A 21,944-nucleotide genomic window follows, 5' to 3' on the forward strand; every position below is an offset into this window, starting at 1 on the left:
TCTGCGAGGTGTCGGTAATCACCGCGCGTCGCGGCAGCTCATGTTTGTATCGCCCTGGTATCGGAGGGCAAGCGGTTTAGCCGCCGTGGGAGGTGCTGCCGCGCCCCCTGTGAAGCCATGACTCCATCAGCGCACGCAGTGCCCGGTTGTCCACGGGCTTGTGCAGCACGCCGCTGACGCCGTGGTGCTTCGCTTCGGCTTCATCGACGCTCTCGGCGTTGCCGGTGTACAGCAAGACCGGCAGACCCGGGCGCAGATCGGTGGCGCGCTGCGCGAGCTGCAGACCGTCGAGCTGCGGCATCGTCTGGTCAGTGATCAGCAGGTCGAGCGGCCGACCCGGATCGTCCAGCCAGGCCAGCGCCTCCAGCGGGCTGCGATGCAGCACCACCTCGATGCCCCAGCCGGACAGCAATTCGACCATGAAGTCGCCGACCATGACCTCGTCATCGACAACCATGACGCGCGCGCAAAGCGCTCCGCCGGCCGCTGCCACGGCCGGGGCGTCAGGGGCGTCGACCTCCGCGTCGCTGGCCGGCGGCAGCATCACGCGGAACACGGAGCCAGCGCCGAGCGATGTCTCGACGATGACATGGCCTCCGTGGTCATGCACGATGCCGTGCACCATCGCCAGGCCCATGCCCGAGCCACGGCCGACCTCCTTGCTGGAGGTGAAGGGCTCGAAGATGCGGTCGATCAGGTCCGGCGCGATCCCGCTGCCGCTATCGGCGACGCTCAACTCGACCCAGCGGCCGGCGTCGACCTGGGCGCGGCACGACGCGCAGGTCCACCCGCCACTGCTGCGGCCCAGACGAACACGTATCCACCCCGACCCGCTGATAGCGTCGCGCGCGTTGATGCACAGGTTGAAAAGCACCTGTTCGAGGTGCACGGCATCGACCGCCACGTGCAGCTCGCGGCCCCCGGTCGCGGGTGGTGCGGCAAATTCCAGCGACACCGAAGACGGCAGGGTGGCACGCAGCAGTTGCAGGGTCTGATCGACCAGCGGTGCCAACGCCAGGGTCCGGCGCTGGCCGCGCTGGCGCCGCGCGAAGGCCAGCATTTGCGCGATCAGCTCTCGGGCCCGCTGCGCAGCGATGTGCGCCTGGCCCAACTGGTGCTGCAGCCTGGCGTCTCCCAGGGCGTCGGCGCGCTCCAGGCCGAGGACCACGTAGCCGATGACGCTGGTGAGAATGTTGTTGAAGTCGTGCGCGATGCCGCCGGTGAGCTGGCCGATGGCCTCCATCTTCTGCGCCTGGCGCAGCTGGGCCTCGAGGCGCTCGCGCTCGGCCTCCGCGGCGCGGCGCTCGGTGATGTCACGGGCCGCATACAGCACGTGCGGCTCGCCGCGGTAAGTCAGCGGCATGCCGTTGACCTCGAGGTAGAAGTGGCTGCCGTCCTTGCGCACGCCCGGCACCTCGAAGCGGACTGCGCTACCTGCCAGGATGGCAGAGTGCTGTTCCCGGTGGCGCTCCTGGAGCGCCTTGTCGGGTTGCGTCAGCACCCGCCTCGCACTCAGCACTTCGTCGCGCGTGTAGCCGCTCATGCTCAGGTAAGCCGGATTCACGTCCACCGCGCGGTAGTCGGCATCCCGCACGACCAGGCCGTCGGCAGAAGCGTTGAAGATCGCCCGGTATTGTTCCTCGCTGTTGCGCAGGGCCCGCTCGGCGCGCTTGCTCTGCGTCATGTCGCGTCCGATGTAAAGGACATGCGGTTCACCGTGGTGCATGATCGGAACGCCGCGCAGCTCCAGGTCATAACGCTGGCCATCGCGCCGCACGAGCTCGGTCTCGAGCCGGATCGGCTCGCCGGCCAGTGCCTGCTCGTGCAGGCGGCGGATCGTGGCCGCGACTTCCGGTGGGTTGGCCAGCACCCGGTCCACACCCAGCACTTCGTCGAGCCGGTAGCCGCTCATGCGCTCATAGGTTGCGTTGGCGTCCACGATGCTGAAATCGGAGGCGCGCAGCACCAGCGCGTCGGCCGAGGCGTTGAAGATGCCGCGGTACTGCGCCTCGTTGGCGCGCAGCGCACGCTCGCTCACGATCCGCTCGCTCACGTCGCGGCCGACGCCCAGCACATAGGGCGTATCGCCCAGCCGGACCGGCAGATAGCGCAGTTCGATGAGGAACGAAGCGCCGTCGCCACGCGTCACCGGTTCGACCGCCTGCGTCTCGCGCCCTTGCAGAGCCGCTTCGATGTAGCCGATCAGGCGCTCCATGTCTTGCGAATCCGGGCGCTCCGTCCAATGCTTGCCGACCACCTGCTCGCGTGTCATGCCGGTCATGCGCACGAAGGCCTGATTGATATCCACCGTACGCAGGTCCTGACTCCACAGCACCATCGAATCGACGCTGCCGTCGAAGATGGCCCGGTACTTCTGCTCCTGGGCCTGCAGCGCCGCCAGCGCCGCCTTGCGCTCCGTGATGTCTCTCCCGACCGCCAGCACATGCGGGGTGCCGGCGTAGCCGATCGGCAAATAGCGCAACTCGATGTCGAACGTGCTGCCGTCCTGGCGCACGCCGCGCGTCTCGATCGATCCTTCCTGGCCGGCCAGCGCAGCGCGGATGCACCGGATGCGACGGTCGCGCTCATGGTCATCGATGTTCGACGGGAGGGACTTGCCGATGATCTCCTCGCGCGCATAGCCGAACATGTACGCGAAGGCCGGATTGATATCGACGATGCACAGCGCATCGTTCCACAGTGCCAGCGCATCGGCGCTGCCGTCGAAGATCACGCGGTACTGCTCCTCGCGCGAGCGCAAGGCCTCGATAAGGCTCGAGTCCTCGGAATCCTCGAAATCGGCGCGGTGGCCGGCCTCCGGGCGCCGCAGCGCCTCGCCTGCGCTGTTGCGCTCGATCTCGGCAAGGATGCGACTCGCGAAGATCTTCAGCAGCGCCTCGGCCAGCGCGGGGTCGGGAAGCGGCTTGCGGTCCATTGCCGCCAGCAGCCCGAGCGGCCTGCCGCCAGCGTCGTTGAGCGCAAGAGCGGCATGCCAATCCATGCCCTCGGAGGCAAGAATCTTGCCGGGGGCGATTTCCGCCGCGCCGCGACGCCCGACGAAGTGGGCGGCGCGGCCGACCATCTGCGCCCAGGGGGAGCCCTCCAGCGGGAACTCGAAGTCGTCCAGTGGCTTGCCATCGAGCACGGCGGCCAGCGTTCGCAGGGTGCTGCGCGAGCTGTCGGTGAAAACCGCCACGAACACAGTCGCCACGCGCAGGATCTTCCGCAGCTCTTCCAACAGCGCGGCCATGGTGCCGGCCCCGGCGGCACCGGTACCGGCCACGACCTGCGCGGCCAGGTACATCGCTTCGGCCGCGTCGGTCCACGCGGGTTCGTCGGCGCAGCGAAGACGGCGTTCCGGGGCAGCCATGCACTGAAGTCTAGACCGCCGCGCAGCCGCGCGCAGGGGCATTGCCTTGGTGATACAGCGCGGATACATGCCGGACACACGCCGACGCTGACGCGGTCATGAGCAACTATCTGTCAATCGAAAGCGTTGCTTGCGCCTGCGCCGGGCGCCCGTCCTCCCCGAAAGTCAGCCGCAAGAGGGTCAGCTTCAATCCAACCGATCTTTGAGGACAACGGCCATGTTCGGAAGCTACAAGAAGAAGATCGAGGCGTACTGCGAGGCAGCCGGAATCGAGGTCCCCATTGGGTTCGAGCGCCACTCGGCCGGGCGGTATGCCGCCATCGATCTTGATTCGAATCCGCCGAAGCTGGTCGCGACGACCTGGTCGAGTGTGCAGGACGCGGTGCACTACATGGCCAACCTGGCAGGAGGTCGCAGGACCAGGATGCTGGACTTCCTGAAGCGTCGCGAGCTCACCTTCAACGGGAAGGACAACCTGGTGCCAGGCAAACTCTTCTGAGGATGATCAGCGCGTCTTGCGCGTCGGCCGACACCCCGAGGGATGAGTTCCCGGCGACGCGCTACAGATCCTCGATGACCAGGGCGCGATAGCGTTGCGCGACGGAGTAGGGCGCGCGACGCACGACTTCCATCATCCGTTCAGCCGTCTCCGCGTCCGGCGTCTTGACCAGCAGGCCATGATGCCCTTCCTTCGCCAGCTTGGTGTAGGCCCTGACCGTGGCACCCTCGGTTCCCGCCGACGGCAGCGGATCGTCGGCGTCACTGACCGTCGGCGTGATCTGCGAAAGGATCGCGGCTGGCGTGAGCAGGAAGACCTCGCTGTCCTCGAGCTGCGCGCTGAGCTCCTCGCCGGCCGACACGGCAGTCGCTTCGTCCGGGAACATGACCATGGAATATCCCGTGGGATAGAAGGTGCCGCCGAGCGTGGAAATCATCGACGGATCGAGGCTGAAGGACGTCAACATGACAACTTTCCGGGGTGAAGTGGGCGAGCCCCGAGGTTGCGGCATGCTGCGCCCGGCGCCTGGTAGGACGAGTGCGGCATCGGCCGACGGCAAGCGCCGGGTGCGGCGGGCGCTTTCGGCGGCGCGTGCATCCCGCTCGGAGCCGCGCGACCACCCTCGGCCTGCGTCTCCCGGCAAGAGCGAAGCTCGGTCTTTCTTGCGATGCCGCGGATGGGTACCTGCCCGGCCTGACGCTGTCGTGAAAAGTGCCCTGCAACGGGGCCTCGTTGCAGCGCGCATACATACAAGCAGTAACGCGCGTTCACCACACGTACGATCGCGTCGCTTCGCGCGGCCGCCAACTCCCGGCTGTGCTTTTTTCACAGGGTTGGGAATGCTCCGGCAGAGGCTAAAGCCCGCCGAGTGAATTGTTGTGGTTGAGCTTGTACCTCTGCGCTGATCCCCCCTGCGTCCCGATGACAGCCGAGTGTGCATCCACACGCCCTCAGGCATCGCCGATGCCATCGTCTCCCGAAAGCTGAAACCTCACATGCCAGATTCAAAGGTCGACTTTCTTCGCCCGCGCACGCACCGCTTTGCCCTGGAGAGCCGCCAGCTGTTCGACGGCGCCGCCTTCGTCGAGGCGGCCACGCACGCGGCCGACGCACCGCAAGCGGGGAGTGCGCCTGCAGACGCCCATCATGCGGAGCCGGCGCATCCGGCATCCCCGCAGCAACACGCGCCGGCCGCGGCAGAGTCGGCACCGGCCCCGCAGCCCGCGCCGAGCGCACCGCACGAGGTCTATGTCGTCGACCGGAACGTCGCGAACTGGCAGCAGCTCGCCGCGTCGGTCCCCGCGGGTTCCGAACTGATCCTCCTGGACACCGGCTCTTCCGGCGTGCAGCAACTCGCCGACTCGCTCGGCGGCCAGAGCGGCATCACCGCGCTGCACATCCTGAGCCACGGCAGCGCCGGCGAGATCACGCTGGGCAACGAGCAGGTGGACGCGGCCAGCCTCGAGCGCTCCGCCGAGGCCTGGAGGACCATCGGCGCGAGCCTCGGCGCCGATGCGGACATCCTGCTCTACGGCTGCGATGTCGCAGCCGATGGCGCCCGGTTCTCGCAAGCGCTCGCCAGCCTGACCGGCGCCGACGTGGCGTCCTCCAGCGACGCCACCGGCGCGGCCACGCGCGGGGCGGACTGGACGCTGGAATCCTCCACCGGCCACATCGAGGCGCGGACCTTCGCCGACGCCGACTACGACGGCGTCATGGCCGCCCCCACGGTCACCACCACGGCGACCCGGCTCGTCGTGACGGAGCCCAGCAGCCTCAACGCACCCGGCGCCGACCGCGGCACGCTCAGCGGCTGGACCATCACCGACGACGGATCCGGCAACGTGACCGTCGCCGTCGTGGTCGAAGACCCGACGAAGGGCACGCTGTCCTCGGCCAGCACCACCGGCGTCATCGGCATCGCGGGCGGCTACAGCTTCACCGGCAGCGTGGCGGCTGCGAATGCGTGGGTGAACCAGCTCGTGTTCACTGCGGCCGACGTCGAGCTCGGCACTACCGCGGCCAGCACCCGCATCGTCGTGACCGCCACCGACTCCGAAGCCCCCGCGCTGACCGCGACACGCGCGCTGGACGTGACGGTGACGCCGTCGAACGACCCCGTGGCCGTGCCCGATGCGACCCAGTCGGTCAACGAGATCGGGAACACGGTCCTGACGGTGGCGACGCTGAACGCGATCGATCCCGAGGTGACGCTCGGCACCCAGGTGCCGAGCCAGGTGGTGTACGCCCTCACGGCCGACACCGCGCATGGCTACCTCATGCTCAACGGCACGCGCCTGGGCATCGGCGCGGTGTTCACGCAGCAGGACGTGATCGATGGACTGGTGGTGTACGTCCACACCGCCACCGGCGCGGACCAGAACACGCAGGACGGCTTCGCGGTGCAGATCAACGACGGCGCCACGCCGTCGAACCGCTCCGACACGGCCGCCATCACGCTCGACGTCACGCCGCTGAACCAGGCGCCGACCGTCAGCGGCTCGGGCACCATCCTCGAAGGCCAGCCCGCCAATGCGCTCGACGGCGGCGGCAACCCGGCGTCGGTGGTCGGCAACTTCATCGTGGCCGAAGGCGGCGGCGACGACGCCGACGCGGCACTCACCGTGCGGCTGACCAGCCTGCCGACCGACGGCACGCTGTTCTTCAGCGGCACGGTCACCATCGGCGGCGTGTCGCAGGCCGTCACCAACCGCGCAGTGACGCAGGCCGACATCGACGCGGGCTTCGTCTTCGCCTACGGAGCGCGTGGCGGCCTGACCTACGCCAACGCCGGCAACCGCGACACCAACCCCGCGACGCCGTATCCGTACGCCGACGGCTTCGGCGTCGCGGTCAGCGACGGCGGTGGTGGTGCGGGCGGCGGCGCGGTGCAGACGACCAACGCCACCATCGCGCTAACGATCCAGCCCACCGACGACGATCCGGCTCTCGATCCGGCGAGCAGCTTGGTTGCCACCGTCACCGCCCCCGGCGACGGCAGCGGCGCCTACACGGTGACGCTGACCGAGGCGATGCTGAATGCCTTCGACGTCGACTCCAGCGACGATCGCCTGACCATCGCCGTGACCTCGCAGGCCATGCTCGACCAGGGTCGCCTGCTGCTCAACGGCCAGGTGCTGCCGAGCGGCGGCACCTTCACCATCGCCGACGTCAAGGCGGGCCGCGTGCAGTACGTGCAGCAGGCCGGTGCGGGACCGAACCAGACCGACGTCTTCCAGTTCCAGGTGCGCGACAACACGACCAGCGTCCGCTGGAATGCCGACGGCACGCGCGTGGAGCGCGACGGCGGGCAGTACAACGACGGCGGCACGCCCGGCAACTACGTCGACGACAGCCTGCGGACCTTCGATTTCACGTTCAACCTGGTCGAGACGCCCACCGGTAACAACGGCAGCTTCCCGCCCCTGGACAACGCCACCACCCACGCCGATTCCAATTACGCCGGCACCAACGACAGCGGCGTCTCGCGCGGAACCCTGAGCGAAGGCGGCACCATCGTGCTGGCCGGCACCGGCAGCGACTTCAGCGTCACGCCCGGCCTGAGCTACACCGCCGACGGCGTGCCGCCCGAACAGGTGGTCTACACCATCCTCGGCTTCGACGGCGTGGCCGGCGGCGCATGGAACGGCGTGCTGCAGCGCTTCAACGGCACGACGTGGGTGGCCATGGGGGTGTACGACACCTTCACCCAGGCCGATCTGAATGCCGGCAGCATCCGCTTCCAGCACGACGACGCCAGCGAGGATTTCGAGTCGAGCGTGCGGCTCTCCGCATCCGCCGGCGTGCTCGTCGACGACGGCGCGGGCGGGCTGACTTCCGATTCGTGGGACACCAGCTTCACCTTCTTCATCACGCCGGTCAACGACACGCCGGTCACGCTGGGCTCTTCGAACACGGTCATTCCCGAAGGCGGCACGGCCTACATCACCACCGGGCAGCTGCAGATCACCGATGCGGACGATGCAGCCAGCGAGAGCTACCTCGAGTCCTCGGCCACGCTCCCGGGCGGCGGAAGCAACTACGCGTTCGACAACGCAGCCACCGGCGCCGGTGCACTGCAGGTCGAAGTGCTGACGCTGCCACCCGGCGGCACGCTGCAGTATTCGACGGACGGCGGTGCCAACTGGCTCGACGTCACTGCAGGCCAGCTCATCGACGCGGCGCTGATCACCGGCAGCGCCGGCAACACCGGGCTGCGCTTCGTGAGCGACGGCTCGGAGCTGCGCAACACGAGTTTCGATGTGCGTGCCGTCGATCGCTGGGGCGCCACCTCGAACAGCGCGAGCGTCGGCATCCAGATCACCAACCTCAACGACGCACCGCAGATCGCGCCCGATCCGACGCAGGCCGATCCCGCGACCTCGGTCAACAACCCGCTGACGGTGGCGGAGGGCGGCTACGCGCAGATCTCCACGGCCATGCTCTCGGCCTTCGATCCGGACAGCAGCACGACCCAGGTGCAATACACCATCACCGGGGCCGCGGCGCACGGCAGCATCGCCTACTCGACCGACGGCGTCACCTTCCTGCGGCTGGGCGTCGGCTCCTCCTTTTCCGAAGCGGACGTGCAGGCCGGGCGCATCTACTACCTGCACGGCGGCGACGAGTCCGACGGCGCCACCTATCCGGATCCGCCCAGTGACTCCTTCACCTTCAGCCTCGGCGACGGCGACAAGGAGCAGCCGGGCAACCAGTTCTGGATCTATGTCACGCCGGCCAACGATGCGCCGGTGGTCACCGGGCCGACCGATCCGATTCCCGTCGACAGCGCGAGCGGCGTCAACAACCCGGTGCCGGGCTTCAGCGTGGCCGACGCCGACATGGACACGCCGGCCGCCGGCGAGACCGATTTCGTGCAGGTCACCGTGCGCCTGCTCGATGCCGATGGCAACGCCTTCAACGCCGGCGGCTATGCCGGCGTGACCATCGGCTCGACTTCCCTGGGCGGCGTGACGGTCGACGGCGACAAGAACGGCACGGCCGACTTCCTGACGCTGCGCGGCACCCGCGCGCAGGTCAACGCGGCCCTCGCGGGCCTGACCGTGACCTTCGGCGACGACCGCGATGCGGTCTACCAGGTGCAGGTCATCGCCGACGACCGGTTGCGCGATGCGGCCGGCACCTTGCAGTCCGGTGCCAACGGCGGGCCGCTCAACGAATCCGATCCGCCGGGCACGACCGGCATCGCCGTCCCGGCGACCGAGTACGACTGGTACAGCGCCGCCGTGCCGACCGCCGGCGCCATCACCGGCAATCTCTCGGCGGCCTCGGTGCGCATCTTCGCCTCGAGCGAGAACGACCCCGCGACGCTGGCCGCGCCCCCGAGCGCCAACGTGGTCGAGGACCAGGCCACCTACATCGGCGGCGGCTTCGTGGTCGCCGACCCGGAGTCGGCCGCCTTCGACACGCCGGTCACGGTGCGGCTGTCGGTGCCCAGCGGCACGCTCGGCATCGGCGGCGCCGGCGCGCAGGGCAGCGTCACCCCCGGCGGCGGCCAGGCCGTCACGGTCACCGGCGACAACACCGGCCTGCTCGTCCTCACCGGCCGTGCGAGCGACATCCAGGCCCTGCTCAACAGCGGCACGGCGACGGGCCTCACCTACCGCAGCGCGGCCGACGTGAACCACGACGCCAACGGCGGCGATGCCGGCGACGTGACGCTCACCGTCTCGTTCGACGACGTGGGCTCGCGCATCGGCGACGACGTGGGCGCCGGCAGCGTTGCCCACAATCCGCCGGACGTGACCATGGCACTCACCATCGCGCCGGTGAACGATGCGCCCACGGTCTCGCTCGGCGGCGGCGTCACGCCGGGCACGCCGGTCGTCCTGACCGGCGGCGCCACGCCCACCGCGGTGCCCGGCTTCGTGGTCGGTGACGTCGACGTCGACGGCGACATCGTCGGCAACGGCGCCGCATCGGACGTGACCGACGGCGAGAGCGACTTCCTGCAGCTGACCATCCGCATCACCGATGCCGGCGGCAACGCCTTGCCCCCCACCTCCTACGACGGCACCGACGGCGAGGTCACCATCACCTCGAGCAATGCGGGCAGCTCGGGCGTGGCAGTCGACGGCGTGTTCGACGGCACCGGCAGCGCGCTGGTCATCAGCGGCACCCGGGCCCAGGTGCAGGCCTACCTCGACGGCCTCGCGGTCGCGCTCACCGGCGAGCTGGCCAACGGCGACGTGGGCTACCGCGTCGAGGTCATTGCCGACGATCGCGTACGCGACGGCGGCGGCGTGGTGACCGGCGCCAACGGCGGCCAGAACGACGACGCGGGCAACGGCACGGCGGTGCCCCCGGCAACCGCCATCAACCCCTACGCGGCCACGCCCGGCGGGCTGGCGAGCAATGTCGCATCGACCTACCGCACGCTGTTCCCGTCGTCCGTGAACGATCCGGCGCACATCGCGGCCGGCGACCTGAATGCCGGGGAGGGCAGCGGCAGCGTCACCCTCACCGGCATCACCGTGACGGACCAGGACGCGCTGGACACCAGTATCCTGACCACCACCGTGTCGGTGCCCGCGGGCTTGTCGATCACCAGCATCGGCGCGGGCAGCGGTGGCAGCGCGGTGATCGCGGGCGACGGCCGGTCGGTCACCATCACCGGCACGCTGGCCGAGATCAACAGCCGCATCAACACCATCGCCGTGCAGCTCCCCGATGCACCCGGCGTGGGGGGGCGCCCGGACTGGAACGGTTCCTTCACCGTCACCGTGGTGGTCGACGACGAAGGCAACACCGGCGGCCGGCCGGCGACGCTGGCACCCGGCGACAACAGCACGACCGGCACCTTCGCCTACCAGGACGGCGTGGCCGCCGACCTGGTCACCACGCGCAGCTTCAGCGTCACCGTCGATCCGCTCAACGACGCCCCGGTCGTGGTCAACGGCAATGCCGAGACCCTGCCCGCCGTGAACGAAGATGTCGGCAATGCGGCCGCGGGCAGCACCGTCGCGGCCCTGTTCGGCAGCCACTTCAGCGATGCGGCCGACCAGATCGACAACAGCGGCATCGACGCGACCGGCGGCAGCACGCCTGACGGCTTCTTCGGCGTGGCGATCACCGGCCTGGCACTGGACCCGGCGCAAGGCGAGTGGCAGTACTCGCTGGACGGCACGACCTGGACGGCCGTGGGCGCTCGCAGCGATGCCAACGCGCTGGTGCTCGCATCGAGCGCGCAGCTGCGCTTCGTGCCGGCCGCGGACTTCCACGGCGCGCCCAACACCCTCACGGTGCGCCTGGTCGAGACCGATGCCAACGCCGACAGCGCCACGCCCGACCCGGTGTCCGGCTCGACCGTGAACGTCGCAGGCACCGGCAACGGCGGCACCACCGTCTACAGCGCGGGCACGGTCGTGCTGTCGACCAGCGTGGCCAACGTCAACGATCGACCCACCGCGATCGACGCCGTGCTCGCCGCCGGGGTGGAGGACCAGCAGGGCCAGCCCGCGCCCGCGGCCACCGCGGCCAGCCTGTTCGGCGGCGGCTACGGCGATGCGACGGACAACCAGGCCGGCGTCACCGGCGGCGGCAACGCGGCCACGCCCTTCGGCGGCATCGCGATCGTCGGCAACGCCGCCACCGCGGCAGAGGGCGGCTGGCAATACTCGACCGACAGCGGCGCGAGCTGGACGACTGTGCCGACCGGCGCTTCCGACGGCAGCGCGGTCCTGCTGCCGCCCGATGCGCAGCTGCGCTTCGTGCCGGCCGCCGACTACAACGGCACCCCGGGCGCCTTGACGGTGCGCGTCTCCGACACCGCCGTCGCTGCCGGCGCGGGCGACATCAGCGCCACGGTCGGCGCCCCCACCAGCCAATGGTCGGCGACGCACACGCTGTCCACCACGGTGGCGCCGCGCAACGACACGCCGGTGCTTGCGGGAACGCCCACCAACGCCAATGCGGTCGAGAACGGCCAGACCGGCACCGGCGTCAGCATAGCGCCGGTCGCGCTGCTCAGCGGCGCCACCGTCTCCGACCTCGACCTCGCCACCACGCCGGGGCTGGGCGCCGGCATCTTCGGCGCGGGCCGCATCACCGTCGGCCTCGACGGCTACCAGCCGGGTGACCTGCTGCTGGTCGACGGCGCACTGCCCGCCGGCGCCACCGTCTCCGGCGGCAACGGCGCACCCCTGGTCGTGCAGTTCGATGCCGACACCACGCTGGCGGAAGTGCAGGGCGTGCTGAACGCGCTGTCGTACCGCAGCACCAGCGACAACCCGACCGACTTCGGCGCGGACCCCGACCGCGTCTACACCGTCGTCATCAACGACGGCGACAACGTGCAGGCGGGCGGCAACGCCGGCGGGCCGGCGCTCGACAGCAACGTGCTGACGGGCACGCTCACCATCGTGGCCGCCAACGACCTGCCGACGGCGAACGACGATACGCACAGCATCGTCGAGGACACGGCCTCGGTCGGCGCCAACGTCGTCACCGGCCGGGTGCCGGGGCAGGGCGATACCGATCCCGACCACGCAACGCTGACCGTGAGCGCCGTGCGCACCGGCACCGAGGCCGGCAGCGGCACCGCCGGCAGCGTGGGCAGCCCTCTGGCCGGCAACTACGGCAGCGTCGTCCTCGATGCCGACGGCAGCTACACCTACACGCTGAACAACGCCGATCCGCGCGTGCAGGCGCTGACGGCCGGCGAGACGCTGACCGAGGTCTACACCTACACCGTCTCCGACGGCGCGGGCGGCACCGACATCGCGCAGCTCACGATCACCATCACCGGGGCCGCCGACGGCGGCGCGGGCGACGACATCCCCGCCATCGTGGCGGCTGACCAGAACGGCGCGGCGACCGGCCACCTCAGCGTGAACGAGGCCGGCCTCACCAGCGCAGGCGACACCAGCGAAACGGCCGGCAGCACCTTCGCGATCAGCGCCGCGGACGGACTGAGCAGCATCGGCATCAACGGCACGACCCTGACGCTTGCACAGCTGCAGGCCGCGACCCCCGGCGCGCCGCTGACCATCACCACCGCCGAAGGCGTGCTGAACATCACCGGCTTCACGCCCACGGGCACGGCCGGCGGCCTCACCACCGCCGGGGACGTGAGCTACACCTACACCCTGCTGCAGCGGCAGGACCACAGCGGCGGCGAGGTCACCGATCCCTTCGCGCTGACCGTGATCGACCGCGATGGCGACGTGGCGAACGGCACCCTCACGGTGCTGATCGTCGACGACGCTCCGCTGGCGGCCAGCGACGCGAACAGCGTCGACGAAGACGCGGGCACGAACACGGTTGGCGGCGATTTGAAGGCCAACGACCGCAACGGCGCGGACGACGGCAACGGCGTGCCGCTCACGGGCGTGAGCTTCGGCGCCACGCAGGGCATGCTGGGCAGCCCGCTTGCCACCGCCTACGGCAGCATCGTCGTCAACGCGGACGGTACCTATACCTACACGCTCGACAACGACAACTCCGCGGTGAATGCACTCAAGGACGGCGAGACGCTGACCGAGACGCTGAGCTACACCATCGTCGATGCCGATGGCGACACCTCGACCGCCACGCTCACCATCACGATCAACGGCCGCACCGACTCGGGTGGGCCGACGATCGTGCCGGCCGACGGCAATGGCGCCGCGGCCGGCCAGACCGAGGTGCATGAAAGCGGCCTGGCCGACGGCCCGGGCGGCGCGGACCCGCGCGAGACCAGCGCCGGCACCATTGCCATCGGCGCAGCCGACGGGCTGACCTCGGTCACTGTCGGCGGCACCACGCTGACCCTGGCCGAGCTGCAGGCGCTCGGCGCCACGCCGCGCAGCATCGACACCGGCGAGGGCCTGCTGGTGCTCACCGGCTTCACTGCCACCAGTTCGGTCGGCGGCGTGCCGACGGCCGGCGAGCTGAGCTACACCTACACGCTCAAGAACCCGCTCGACCAGCCCGGCGCCGCCGAGAGCTTCGATCCCGTCGCATTGCAGGTCAGCGATGCAGGCGGCGGCTCGAGCACGGGCACGCTGCAGGTGCGCATCGTCGACGACGTGCCGCAGGCGGCGGACGACGCTGCCAGCATCGACGAGGACGCGACGCCGAACACCGTGAGCGGCGACGTGAAGGCGAACGATGCGAACGGCGCCGACGACGCCAACGGCGTGCCGGTCACCGGCGTGAGCTTCGGCGGTACGCCGGGCAGCACGGGCATCCCGCTCGCGACGGCCTACGGCAGCATCGTCGTCAACGCCGACGGCAGCTACACCTACACGCTCGACAACGCGAACCCGGTCGTCCAGCACCTGCTCCCCGGCGAGACGCTGACCGAGGCGGTGAGCTACACCATCACCGACGCGGACGGCGACACCTCGACGGCCACCATCACCATCACCATCGGCGCCGCCGACGACGGCGTGTCGCTGGTCCTCGACGACGGCAACGGCCCCGGCAGCACCGGCGAGGCCACCGTCAGCGAACGCGGACTGGGCGACGGCGGCGACCCGAGCGAGACCACCACCGGCCGCTTCGTGATCCGCACGCCCGACGGCCTCGGCAACCTCGAGGTCGCCGGCACCACCCTGACCCCGGCGCAGCTGGCGCAGCTCGGTACGACCGCGATCACCGTCGTGACCGACAAGGGCCTGCTCACGCTCACCGGCTACGACCCGGCGACCGGTGCCGTCACCTACAGCTACACCCTGACCGGCCGGCAGCCGCACGCGGGCGGCGAGGTGACGGACGACATCGCCATCGTCGTGCGCGACCGCGACGGCGACACCAGCGCGGGCAGGCTGCGCGTGCTGGTGATCGACGATGTGCCGACCGCGCGCGACGACGCCGCGTCGGTCGACACCACGCGGCCGGGCGCCTCCACTGTCGGCGGCAACGTGTTCGGGCCGAACGGGCGCGGACCGGGCGACGTCGGCGACCGCATCGGTGCCGACGTGGTGGCCGAGCCCGTGACCGCCTTTTCCTTCGAGGGGCGCCCCGGCGTGATCGGCGGCGGGGCGCTGGCCGGCGCCTACGGCAGCCTGCGCATGAATGCGAACGGCAGCTACAGCTACGAGGTGGACACCGGCAACGCCCGCGTCGCCGCGCTCAGCGACGGCCAGACGTTGACCGAGGTGTTCAGCTACACCATCACCGATGCGGACGGCAGCACCAGCACCGCCCAGCTGGTGGTGACGATCCGCGGCGCCTCGCAGTTCCGCCCGCCGGAGGGCGACCAGGTCTTCCCGATCGAGTGCCCGGCGCAGCAACGCGTCATCGCGCAGGGCATGGCGCCCGCGCTCTTCGTGCAGTTCTCGGTGCACGAGTCGCAGCGGGTCAGCCAGGAGGCCCTGGCATCGATCGCGGCGCGCGTGGCCGGCGGGGCGTCGTACAGCGCCTTCGACCAGAACGCGCTGCCCGGCGTCGGCCAGGACATGAGCAACATCCAGCACGTCAGCCGCGACGGCGTGGCCGCCTCGCTGCGGCTGCTGGAGGACCTGCGGCAGAGCCTGGCGCTGCGCGGACTCGGGGCCGGCCTGCCGGACGGCGGCAATGCGCTGTTCGGCGACTTCCCCGCCTTCGCCGCTCCGGAGGAAAAGGCCGCGCCGCCCGCACAGGGCGGTGGCGAGCGCATCGTGGTGCCCGGGGCCAGGACCTCGGCCGCGCCGCTCGACGCGCACGCGCCGCATGCGGAGCTCATCCGCCTGCCGGCCGCGGCCCACGCCGCCGACGTTGCCGAATCGGCGGCGCGGCCGGCCGATGCCGCGCGCTCCTTCTCCGGCCGGCTGGCCGCGAGCGCTGCCGAACGCGGCACCGTGCGCGACCTCGTTCGCGTGCAGCAGCACGAGCCGGTGCGCGTCACGGTACAGGGAGCCCGGTCGTGATCGCAAGCGCACCCATCGGATCCATCTTCCAAACCCAACATGAGAGACCCAGCGTGAAGAAATCGAAGCCATCGAGAGTCCCCGTCGTCCCCACCCTGATGGCAGTGGCCGTTGCCGTCCTCCTCGCCGGCTGCAGCGTCAACCCGGTCCAGGTAACGCCCGACGAGGTGGCGCAGCGCGTCGCCAACGACCAGGCGCAGATGTACAAGGACCAGGCGCCGGTCGCCGCGCCCATCAGCTACTCCGACGCACTGGCCCGGGCGCTCAAGTACAACCTCGACTACCGCCTCAAGCTGATGGAGAGCGCGCTCGCACGCGGCCTGCTCGACGTCTCGGCCGCCGACATGCTGCCCAAGCTGGTGGCCGATGCCGGCTACAACGACCGCAGCAACGATTCGGGCGGCACCAGCATCGGCATCGAGGACCGCGTCGTGAGCCTGCGGCCCTCCACCTCGGAGGAACGCTCGCACTACTACGGCCGCGCCACGCTGTCGTGGAATGCACTCGACTTCGGCCTGGCCTACTTTCGCGCCAAGCAGGCGGCGGACGAGGTCAACATCGCCGATGAGCGCCGCCGCAAGATCCTGCAGAACATCGTGCAGGACGTGCGTAACGCCTACTGGCGCGCGCTCGGTGCGCAGCGGCTGCTCTCCGACGCCGACCAGCTCGCCACCCGCATCGAGGACGCACTCGCGAAGTCGCGCGAAGCCGAGCGCGCCGGCGCGCTGCCGCCCGCGCAGGGCCTGGCCTACCAGCGCGCGCTGCTCGACGCGATGACGCTGGTCAACCTCAAGCGCCAGGAAATGCAGTTCGCCAAGCGCGAGCTCGCCGCGCTCATGAGCCTGCCGCCCGGCACCGAGTTCACCCTGGTCGACGGCCCTGCGGATGCGCTGGCGCCCGCCACGCTCGACGTCGACAAGCTCGAACGCGCGGCGCTGGAGAACCGGCCCGAGCTGCGCGAGGAGGACTACAAGGCGCGCGTCGGCGTCAACGAGACCAGGAAGCAGATCGCCGCGCTGTTTCCCAGCCTCAACCTGTATGCCGGCCCGCGCTACGACTCCAACGACCTGCTCTACAACAACAGCTGGAGCGATGTCGGCGTGAGCGTCTCGATGGACCTGTTCCGCCTCGCGGCCATTCCGGCGATCAAGCGCACCAACGAAGCGCGGGTGCGCAACGACGAGGCGCGCCGGCTGGCGCTCTCGATGGCCGTGATCACGCAGGTGCGCGTGTCGGTCGAGCGCTACAAGCTGGCCCTGGTGGACCAGGAGCTCGCGGCCGAATCGAGCCGTGTGGACCAGCGGCTGGCGAGCGTCTCGCGCGCCGGCAGCAGCAACCGGCTCGAGAGCGAGCTCGAGTCCCTGCGCACCGATTCGCGTGCGCTGGTCTCGCGCTTCTACCTGGCCACCGCCTACGCCGCGACCCAGGCCTCCTATGCCCGCGTGCTCAACTCGGTGGGCATCGACCTCCTGCCCGACACCGTGACCGGCACCGACCTGCCGACCCTGGCGAAGGCCATCGACCACAGCCTGGCCGAAGGCGAGAAGGCGGCCTTCGTGCAGACAGCCGCGGTGCAGACCGCCAGCCGGCCGGTCGTTGTCCGCGTGGAGAACCTGCCGGCGGGCGTGAGCGAGGCCGCGGTGCGCGGCGCCGTCGAGCGCATCGTCATTCGCAACGACCTCCAGACGGGGCAGGGCGGCGACGCGCTGGCACTGACGCTGCGTTTCGAGCGCGTGGATTCGCGCGCCACCGCGCGTGCGCAGTGGCGCGTCACGCTGTCGGAGCCCGGCGGCCGGCAACTGCTGTCGCAGCGCTATGCGAGCTTCCTGCCCGACGCGCCGACCGAGAGCGCGCTCGGCGCCTTCGCCGAGGCGGCGACGCTGTCGGTGATCTCCGATGTGCGGCGCCTGTCGCGCAGTGGCGCCTCCGTGGCGCAGAAGCCGTGAAGAGGACCGCCAGGTCCCTCGGCCTGCTCGCGCTTTGCGTGTACGGGCTCGGCCTCCAGCAGGCCGCTGCCGAACCGGTGCCGGCGCGTGCGCCCCTGCAGGGCGCGCCCAGTGCCGCGCCGGTGCGCTTCCTTGTCGTGGCGTCGCAGGAAAGCGTCCTCTCCGCGTCGGTCCCGGGGCGCTTCGCCAAGGTATCGGCGAACCTGGGCGACACGGTGCGCAAGGGCCAATTGCTCGCCGCCTTCGATTGCGCCGAGATCCAGGCGCGCCGTGATGCGGCACGCGCCGAAGCCGAGGCGGCGCGGGTGCAGTACGAGGCCAAGATGAAGCTGCAGGGCCTGCAGTCGGCGGCCGAGGTCGAAGTCGAGCTCGCTGCGGCCAACGTCAACAAGGCGCAGAGCCAGATCCGCATCTTCGACGCGCAGCTGGGCCAGTGCGCCTTCGTGGCCCCGTTCGCGGGCAAGGTGGCGCGCGTCCATGTCAAGGTGGGGCAGGGCGTGAATCCCGGTGCGCCGGTGGTGGAGCTTGTCGGCAGCGGCCCGCTCAAGGCGCGGATGAACGTGCCCTCGCAATGGCTTGCCTGGCTCCAGCCGGGCGAGCGGCTGGAAGGCATGGTCGACGAGACCGGCAGCGCCTGCGCGCTCAAGGTCACGCGTGTGGCCGGCCGCGTCGATGCGGTGAGCCAGACGGTGGAGATCGAGACCGAGCTCGCCAGTGCCAGCGGCCAGGTGCTGCCCGGCATGAGCGGCCAGGTTCGCGCGCCGGTGCGGCGTCGAGCCTCGCCCGCCGCCGAATGAATCCATGACGGACCTGGCCTTCCATGCGCTGGCTGCGAAGGTGCGCGCGGCCGGCCGCGCGGCCGATCTCGCCTTCGTGATCTGCAACGAGACCCACGCGCTCGCCCGCTACCGGCAGGCGGCGCTGGTCGGCTACTTCGGCGCGCGGCGCACGCGGCTCGTGGGCCACTCGGGGCTGGCCGACGTCGAAGCGGATTCCCCCTATGCGCTGTGGCTGGCGGAGGTGGCCGACCACCTGCGGCCGCAGCTCGATGCATTGCCCGCCGCGGCGCCCGTGCTGGCGCTGGCGCCGTCGATGCTCCCGCCCGCGCTCGCCGCCTCCTGGGCCGACTGGCTGCCCGACCATGTGTGGGCGCTGCCGCTCGCGGGGCCCGACGGCCGCGTGCGAGCGGTCTTGTTCCTGGCGCGCGAGACCTCGTGGCCTGCCGAGTTCGACGCCGAGGCGCCCGAGTACCTGCTGCTGCAGGCGGCCGCGGTCTATGGCCATGCCTGGTGGGCGCTGACGGGCCGGCGCCGCTCCATCGGCACGCTGTGGCACGGGCTCTGGGCGCGCAAGGCGCTGCGCTGGTCGCTCCTGCTGATTCCGCTGCTGCTGCTCGTGCCGGTGCGCGAGTACGCGCTGGTGCAGGCCGAGGTGGTCTCCCTGCGCAGCCAGGTGATCGCCGCGCCGCGCGACGGTGTCATCAAGCGCATGGCGGTGCCGCCCAACACGCCGGTCGAGGCCGGGCAGACCCTCGCCGAGCTCGACGACACCACGCTCTTGAACCGCCTGGCCGTGGCGCAGGCCGCGCTGGCCAGCGCGCGTCTCGAACTGCACCAGGCCTCGCAGCGCGCCATCGAATCGCAAGGCGCCAAGGCCGAGCTCAACCTGGCGCAGGGCAAGCTGCGCGAGCGCGAGGTCGAGGTGGCCGGCTTGCAGCGCGAAGTGGCGCAGTTGTCGATCAAGGCGCCGGCGCAGGGCGTGTTCGTCTATTCCGATCCCGACGACTGGGCCGGGCGGCCGGTGCAGACGGGGGAGCGCGTCGGGCTGCTGGCCGACCCGGCCACTCTGGGCGTGCAGGCGTGGGCGCCGGTCAGCGAGGCGGTCAACCTCGCGCCGGGCGCGCCGATGACGCTGTTCCTGCGCGTCGCGCCGCTCGATCCTGTCTCCGCGCGTCTCGACTATGCCGGCTACCAGGCCGTCGAGGCGCCGAACGGGGTTGCGAGCTACCCGCTGCGCGGACATCTCGAGGAGACGGCGCCCGTCACCCGGATCGGGTTGCGCGGCACGGCGCGCGTGTCGGGCGACTGGATCGTGCTGGGCTACCTGATGTTCCGGCGCCCCTTCGCGGCGGTGCGGGAGTGGTGCGGATGCTGAGCCATGCCACCGCCGCGCCTGCGCCCTGGCCCTCGCTGCGCGAGGAGCTGCAGATCCATGCGGCGGGCGCGAACCGCGACGGTTCGCCCGCGTGGCACATCTGCGACCCGGTGCGCAATCTCTTCTTCCGCATCGGCTGGCTCGAGTTCGAGATGCTGCAGCGCTGGCGCCTGGCCGATTCGCAACGCATCGCCCGCGAGGTCGCGGATGCCACCACGCTGGCGCCCGCGCCCGATGACGTGGACGGGTTCCGAAGCTTCCTCGAGCGCCACCAACTGCTGCGCGCAGCGCGGCAGAAGGCGCCGATGCCGCTCTGGCGATGGCTGCTCGACAACTACCTGTTCATCCGCATCCCGCTGGTGCGCCCGGCGATGTCGCTGGAGCGGCTCCTGCCCTGGGTCGGGTGGCTGTTCACGCGCTGGTTCGCGGGCCTGAGTGCACTCGCCGCAGTTGGCGGCCTGGTGCTCGCGGCGCGGCAATGGGACACGGTGGAAGCCAACCTCCGCGGCGCGCTGAGCTGGGACGGCGTGGTGGGCTTCGCCGGCGCGCTGATCGTCTCCAAGCTGCTGCACGAGCTGGGCCATGCGCTGGTCTCCACCAAGCTGGGCCTGCGCGTGGGCCACATGGGCGTGGCGCTGCTCGTGATGTGGCCCATGGCCTACACCGACACCGGCGAGAGCTGGAAGCTGGAGCGTTCGCGCCATCGCTTTGCCATCGCCTCGGCGGGCATCGCCTCCGAACTCGTGCTGGCGACGTGGTCGACCCTGCTCTGGGCCTTCCTGCCCGATGGCGACCTGCGCAGCGCGCTGTTCTTCCTGGCGACCACCGCCTGGGTGATGACCTTGCTCATCAACGCCAGCCCCTTCATGCGCTTCGACGGCTACTACATGCTCGCCGACGCGATCGACTTCCCGGGCCTGCATGAGCGCGCGGGGCAGCAGGCGAGGCATTTCCTGCGGCGCTGGCTGCTCGGCCTGGACGACCCCCTGCCGGAGGCGCTGTCGACGGGCTTGCGTCGGCTGCTGATCGCCTTCGCCTTCGCGACCTGGCTCTACCGGCTGGTGCTGTTCGTCGGCATCGCGGTGGTGGTCTATCACGCCTTCTTCAAGGCGCTCGGCGTGTTCCTTTTCTTCGTCGAGATCGGCGTCTTCGTCGGCCGCCCGGTGATGGCGGAACTGCGCGTGTGGCGCGAGCGCCGCGCCGAGATCCCGCGCCGGCGCAAGCTAGGATGGCTGCTCGCTGTCGTGGCGGCGGGGCTGGTGCTGTGGATGCCGTGGCATGCCGGCATCCGCGCGCCGGGCGTGATCAAGGCCGGCTCGGAGCAGCCCGTGTATTCGCCCTTCGCGGCACGCGTGACGGCACTGGACATCGCGGATGGCGCCGACGTCCAGCCCGGTCGCGAACTGCTGATGCTCGATGCCCCGACCCAGGCCGAGGAACGCGACAAGGCGCGCGCCCTGGCCCTGGCCTATACGCGCGCCGCGCGCGGTGCGCTGGGCCTGGACGAAGGCCCGGCAGCGCAACTGGCCGTGGCCGAGCAGCAGGCGAGCCGCTGGGAGGCCGAGGGCCGCGCGCGCGAGGCCGAACTGCTCCGGCTGCGGCTGGTGGCCTCGCAGGCCGGCGAGGTGCGCGACGTCGATCCGCTGGTGGGCCCGGGCACCTGGGTTGCGCCGTCGCAGCTCATCGCGATGGTGGTCGACGGGCAGCGCTGGCGCGTCGAGGCGCTGGTGCCCGAGCATGACCGGCAGCGCCTGTCGCAGGGCAGCACGGCGACGGTCATCGTCAAGGGGCGCACGCGCAAGCTGCAAGGGCAGGTGCGCGCCATCGACGGCAGCCCGGTCAAGCGCCTGCCGCACATGCTGCTGGCGCAGGATCACGGCGGCCCGATCGCACTCAACCCGACGCGGCCGAAGACCGAGCTGAGGCCGGCGCAGGCGTGGTTCCGCGTGCTGGTGGAGGGCGAATCGGAGACCCCGCTTGCCGCGGTGCGCGAGGTGGCAGTGCACTTCGAAGGCACGCGCGAGAGCATCGCGCGCAACTGGATCGACAACGCCCTGTCGGTCGTGATTCAGCAGTCGGGATTCTGAATCATGTGCAGAGGCAAAGAGGCGCAGACGCGCGAC

8 protein-coding genes are annotated in these 21,944 nt (G+C 70.6%); 6 read left to right on the forward strand and 2 right to left on the reverse strand.

Annotated elements, in window-relative coordinates; all coding sequences use genetic code 11:
• Nucleotides 1-76 precede the first annotated feature (76 nt).
• Nucleotides 77-3,370, reverse strand: coding sequence for a PAS domain-containing hybrid sensor histidine kinase/response regulator (locus E5P3_RS12170; RefSeq protein ID WP_162586209.1), 3,294 nt, complete (start codon nt 3,368-3,370; stop codon nt 77-79).
• A gap of 217 nt (nt 3,371-3,587) precedes the next feature.
• On the opposite strand from E5P3_RS12170, the gene E5P3_RS12175 reads away from it, so the two are divergent.
• Entirely contained in the window at nt 3,588-3,869 is a 282-nt protein-coding gene (locus tag E5P3_RS12175) for a hypothetical protein (protein WP_162586210.1), read from the forward strand.
• A gap of 61 nt (nt 3,870-3,930) precedes the next feature.
• Here E5P3_RS12175 and E5P3_RS12180 read toward each other — a convergent pair whose 3' ends face one another.
• Nucleotides 3,931-4,335: a hypothetical protein gene (locus E5P3_RS12180; protein ID WP_232073107.1), complete on the reverse strand. Its 405-nt coding sequence runs from the start codon at nt 4,333-4,335 to the stop codon at nt 3,931-3,933.
• Between the two features lie 529 nt (nt 4,336-4,864).
• On the opposite strand from E5P3_RS12180, the gene E5P3_RS12185 reads away from it, so the two are divergent.
• The 5 genes from E5P3_RS12185 to E5P3_RS12205 are packed head-to-tail and all read left to right on the forward strand — an operon-like array spanning nt 4,865 to nt 21,908.
• The gene (locus tag E5P3_RS12185; protein WP_162586211.1) at nt 4,865-15,721 is read left to right on the forward strand and encodes a cadherin-like domain-containing protein; all 10,857 of its coding nucleotides are present in this window, start codon (nt 4,865-4,867) and stop codon (nt 15,719-15,721) included.
• Nucleotides 15,722-15,774: 53 nt separating this feature from the next.
• Entirely contained in the window at nt 15,775-17,667 is a 1,893-nt protein-coding gene (locus E5P3_RS12190) for a TolC family protein (protein WP_232073108.1), read from the forward strand.
• A complete protein-coding gene (locus tag E5P3_RS12195; RefSeq protein WP_162586212.1) occupies nt 17,664-18,464 on the forward strand; it encodes an efflux RND transporter periplasmic adaptor subunit in 801 nt (266 codons plus the stop codon). Before E5P3_RS12190 ends, E5P3_RS12195 begins: the two co-directional genes overlap by 4 nt.
• Nucleotides 18,465-18,468: 4 nt before the next feature.
• A complete protein-coding gene (locus E5P3_RS12200) occupies nt 18,469-19,821 on the forward strand; it encodes an HlyD family efflux transporter periplasmic adaptor subunit (RefSeq protein WP_162586213.1) in 1,353 nt (450 codons plus the stop codon).
• Complete coding sequence (locus tag E5P3_RS12205) at nt 19,815-21,908, forward strand: HlyD family efflux transporter periplasmic adaptor subunit (protein WP_162586214.1); 2,094 nt, start codon at nt 19,815-19,817, stop codon at nt 21,906-21,908. The genes E5P3_RS12200 and E5P3_RS12205 overlap by 7 nt, the downstream gene beginning before the upstream one ends.
• The last annotated feature ends 36 nt before the right edge of the window (nt 21,909-21,944 follow it).

This window comes from Variovorax sp. RA8, assembly GCF_901827175.1.
GTDB lineage: Bacteria > Pseudomonadota > Gammaproteobacteria > Burkholderiales > Burkholderiaceae_C > Variovorax.

What these genes read in the sequence shown, in the direction of transcription:
- E5P3_RS12170 (WP_162586209.1), bottom strand. Translation starts at nt 3,370, where the DNA reads ATGGCTGCCCCGGAACGCCGTCTTCGCTGCGCCGACGAACCCGCGTGG.
- E5P3_RS12175 (WP_162586210.1), top strand. Translation starts at nt 3,588, where the DNA reads ATGTTCGGAAGCTACAAGAAGAAGATCGAGGCGTACTGCGAGGCAGCC.
- E5P3_RS12180 (WP_232073107.1), bottom strand. Translation starts at nt 4,335, where the DNA reads ATGTTGACGTCCTTCAGCCTCGATCCGTCGATGATTTCCACGCTCGGC.
- E5P3_RS12185 (WP_162586211.1), top strand. Translation starts at nt 4,865, where the DNA reads ATGCCAGATTCAAAGGTCGACTTTCTTCGCCCGCGCACGCACCGCTTT.
- E5P3_RS12200 (WP_162586213.1), top strand. Translation starts at nt 18,469, where the DNA reads ATGACGGACCTGGCCTTCCATGCGCTGGCTGCGAAGGTGCGCGCGGCC.
- E5P3_RS12205 (WP_162586214.1), top strand. Translation starts at nt 19,815, where the DNA reads ATGCTGAGCCATGCCACCGCCGCGCCTGCGCCCTGGCCCTCGCTGCGC.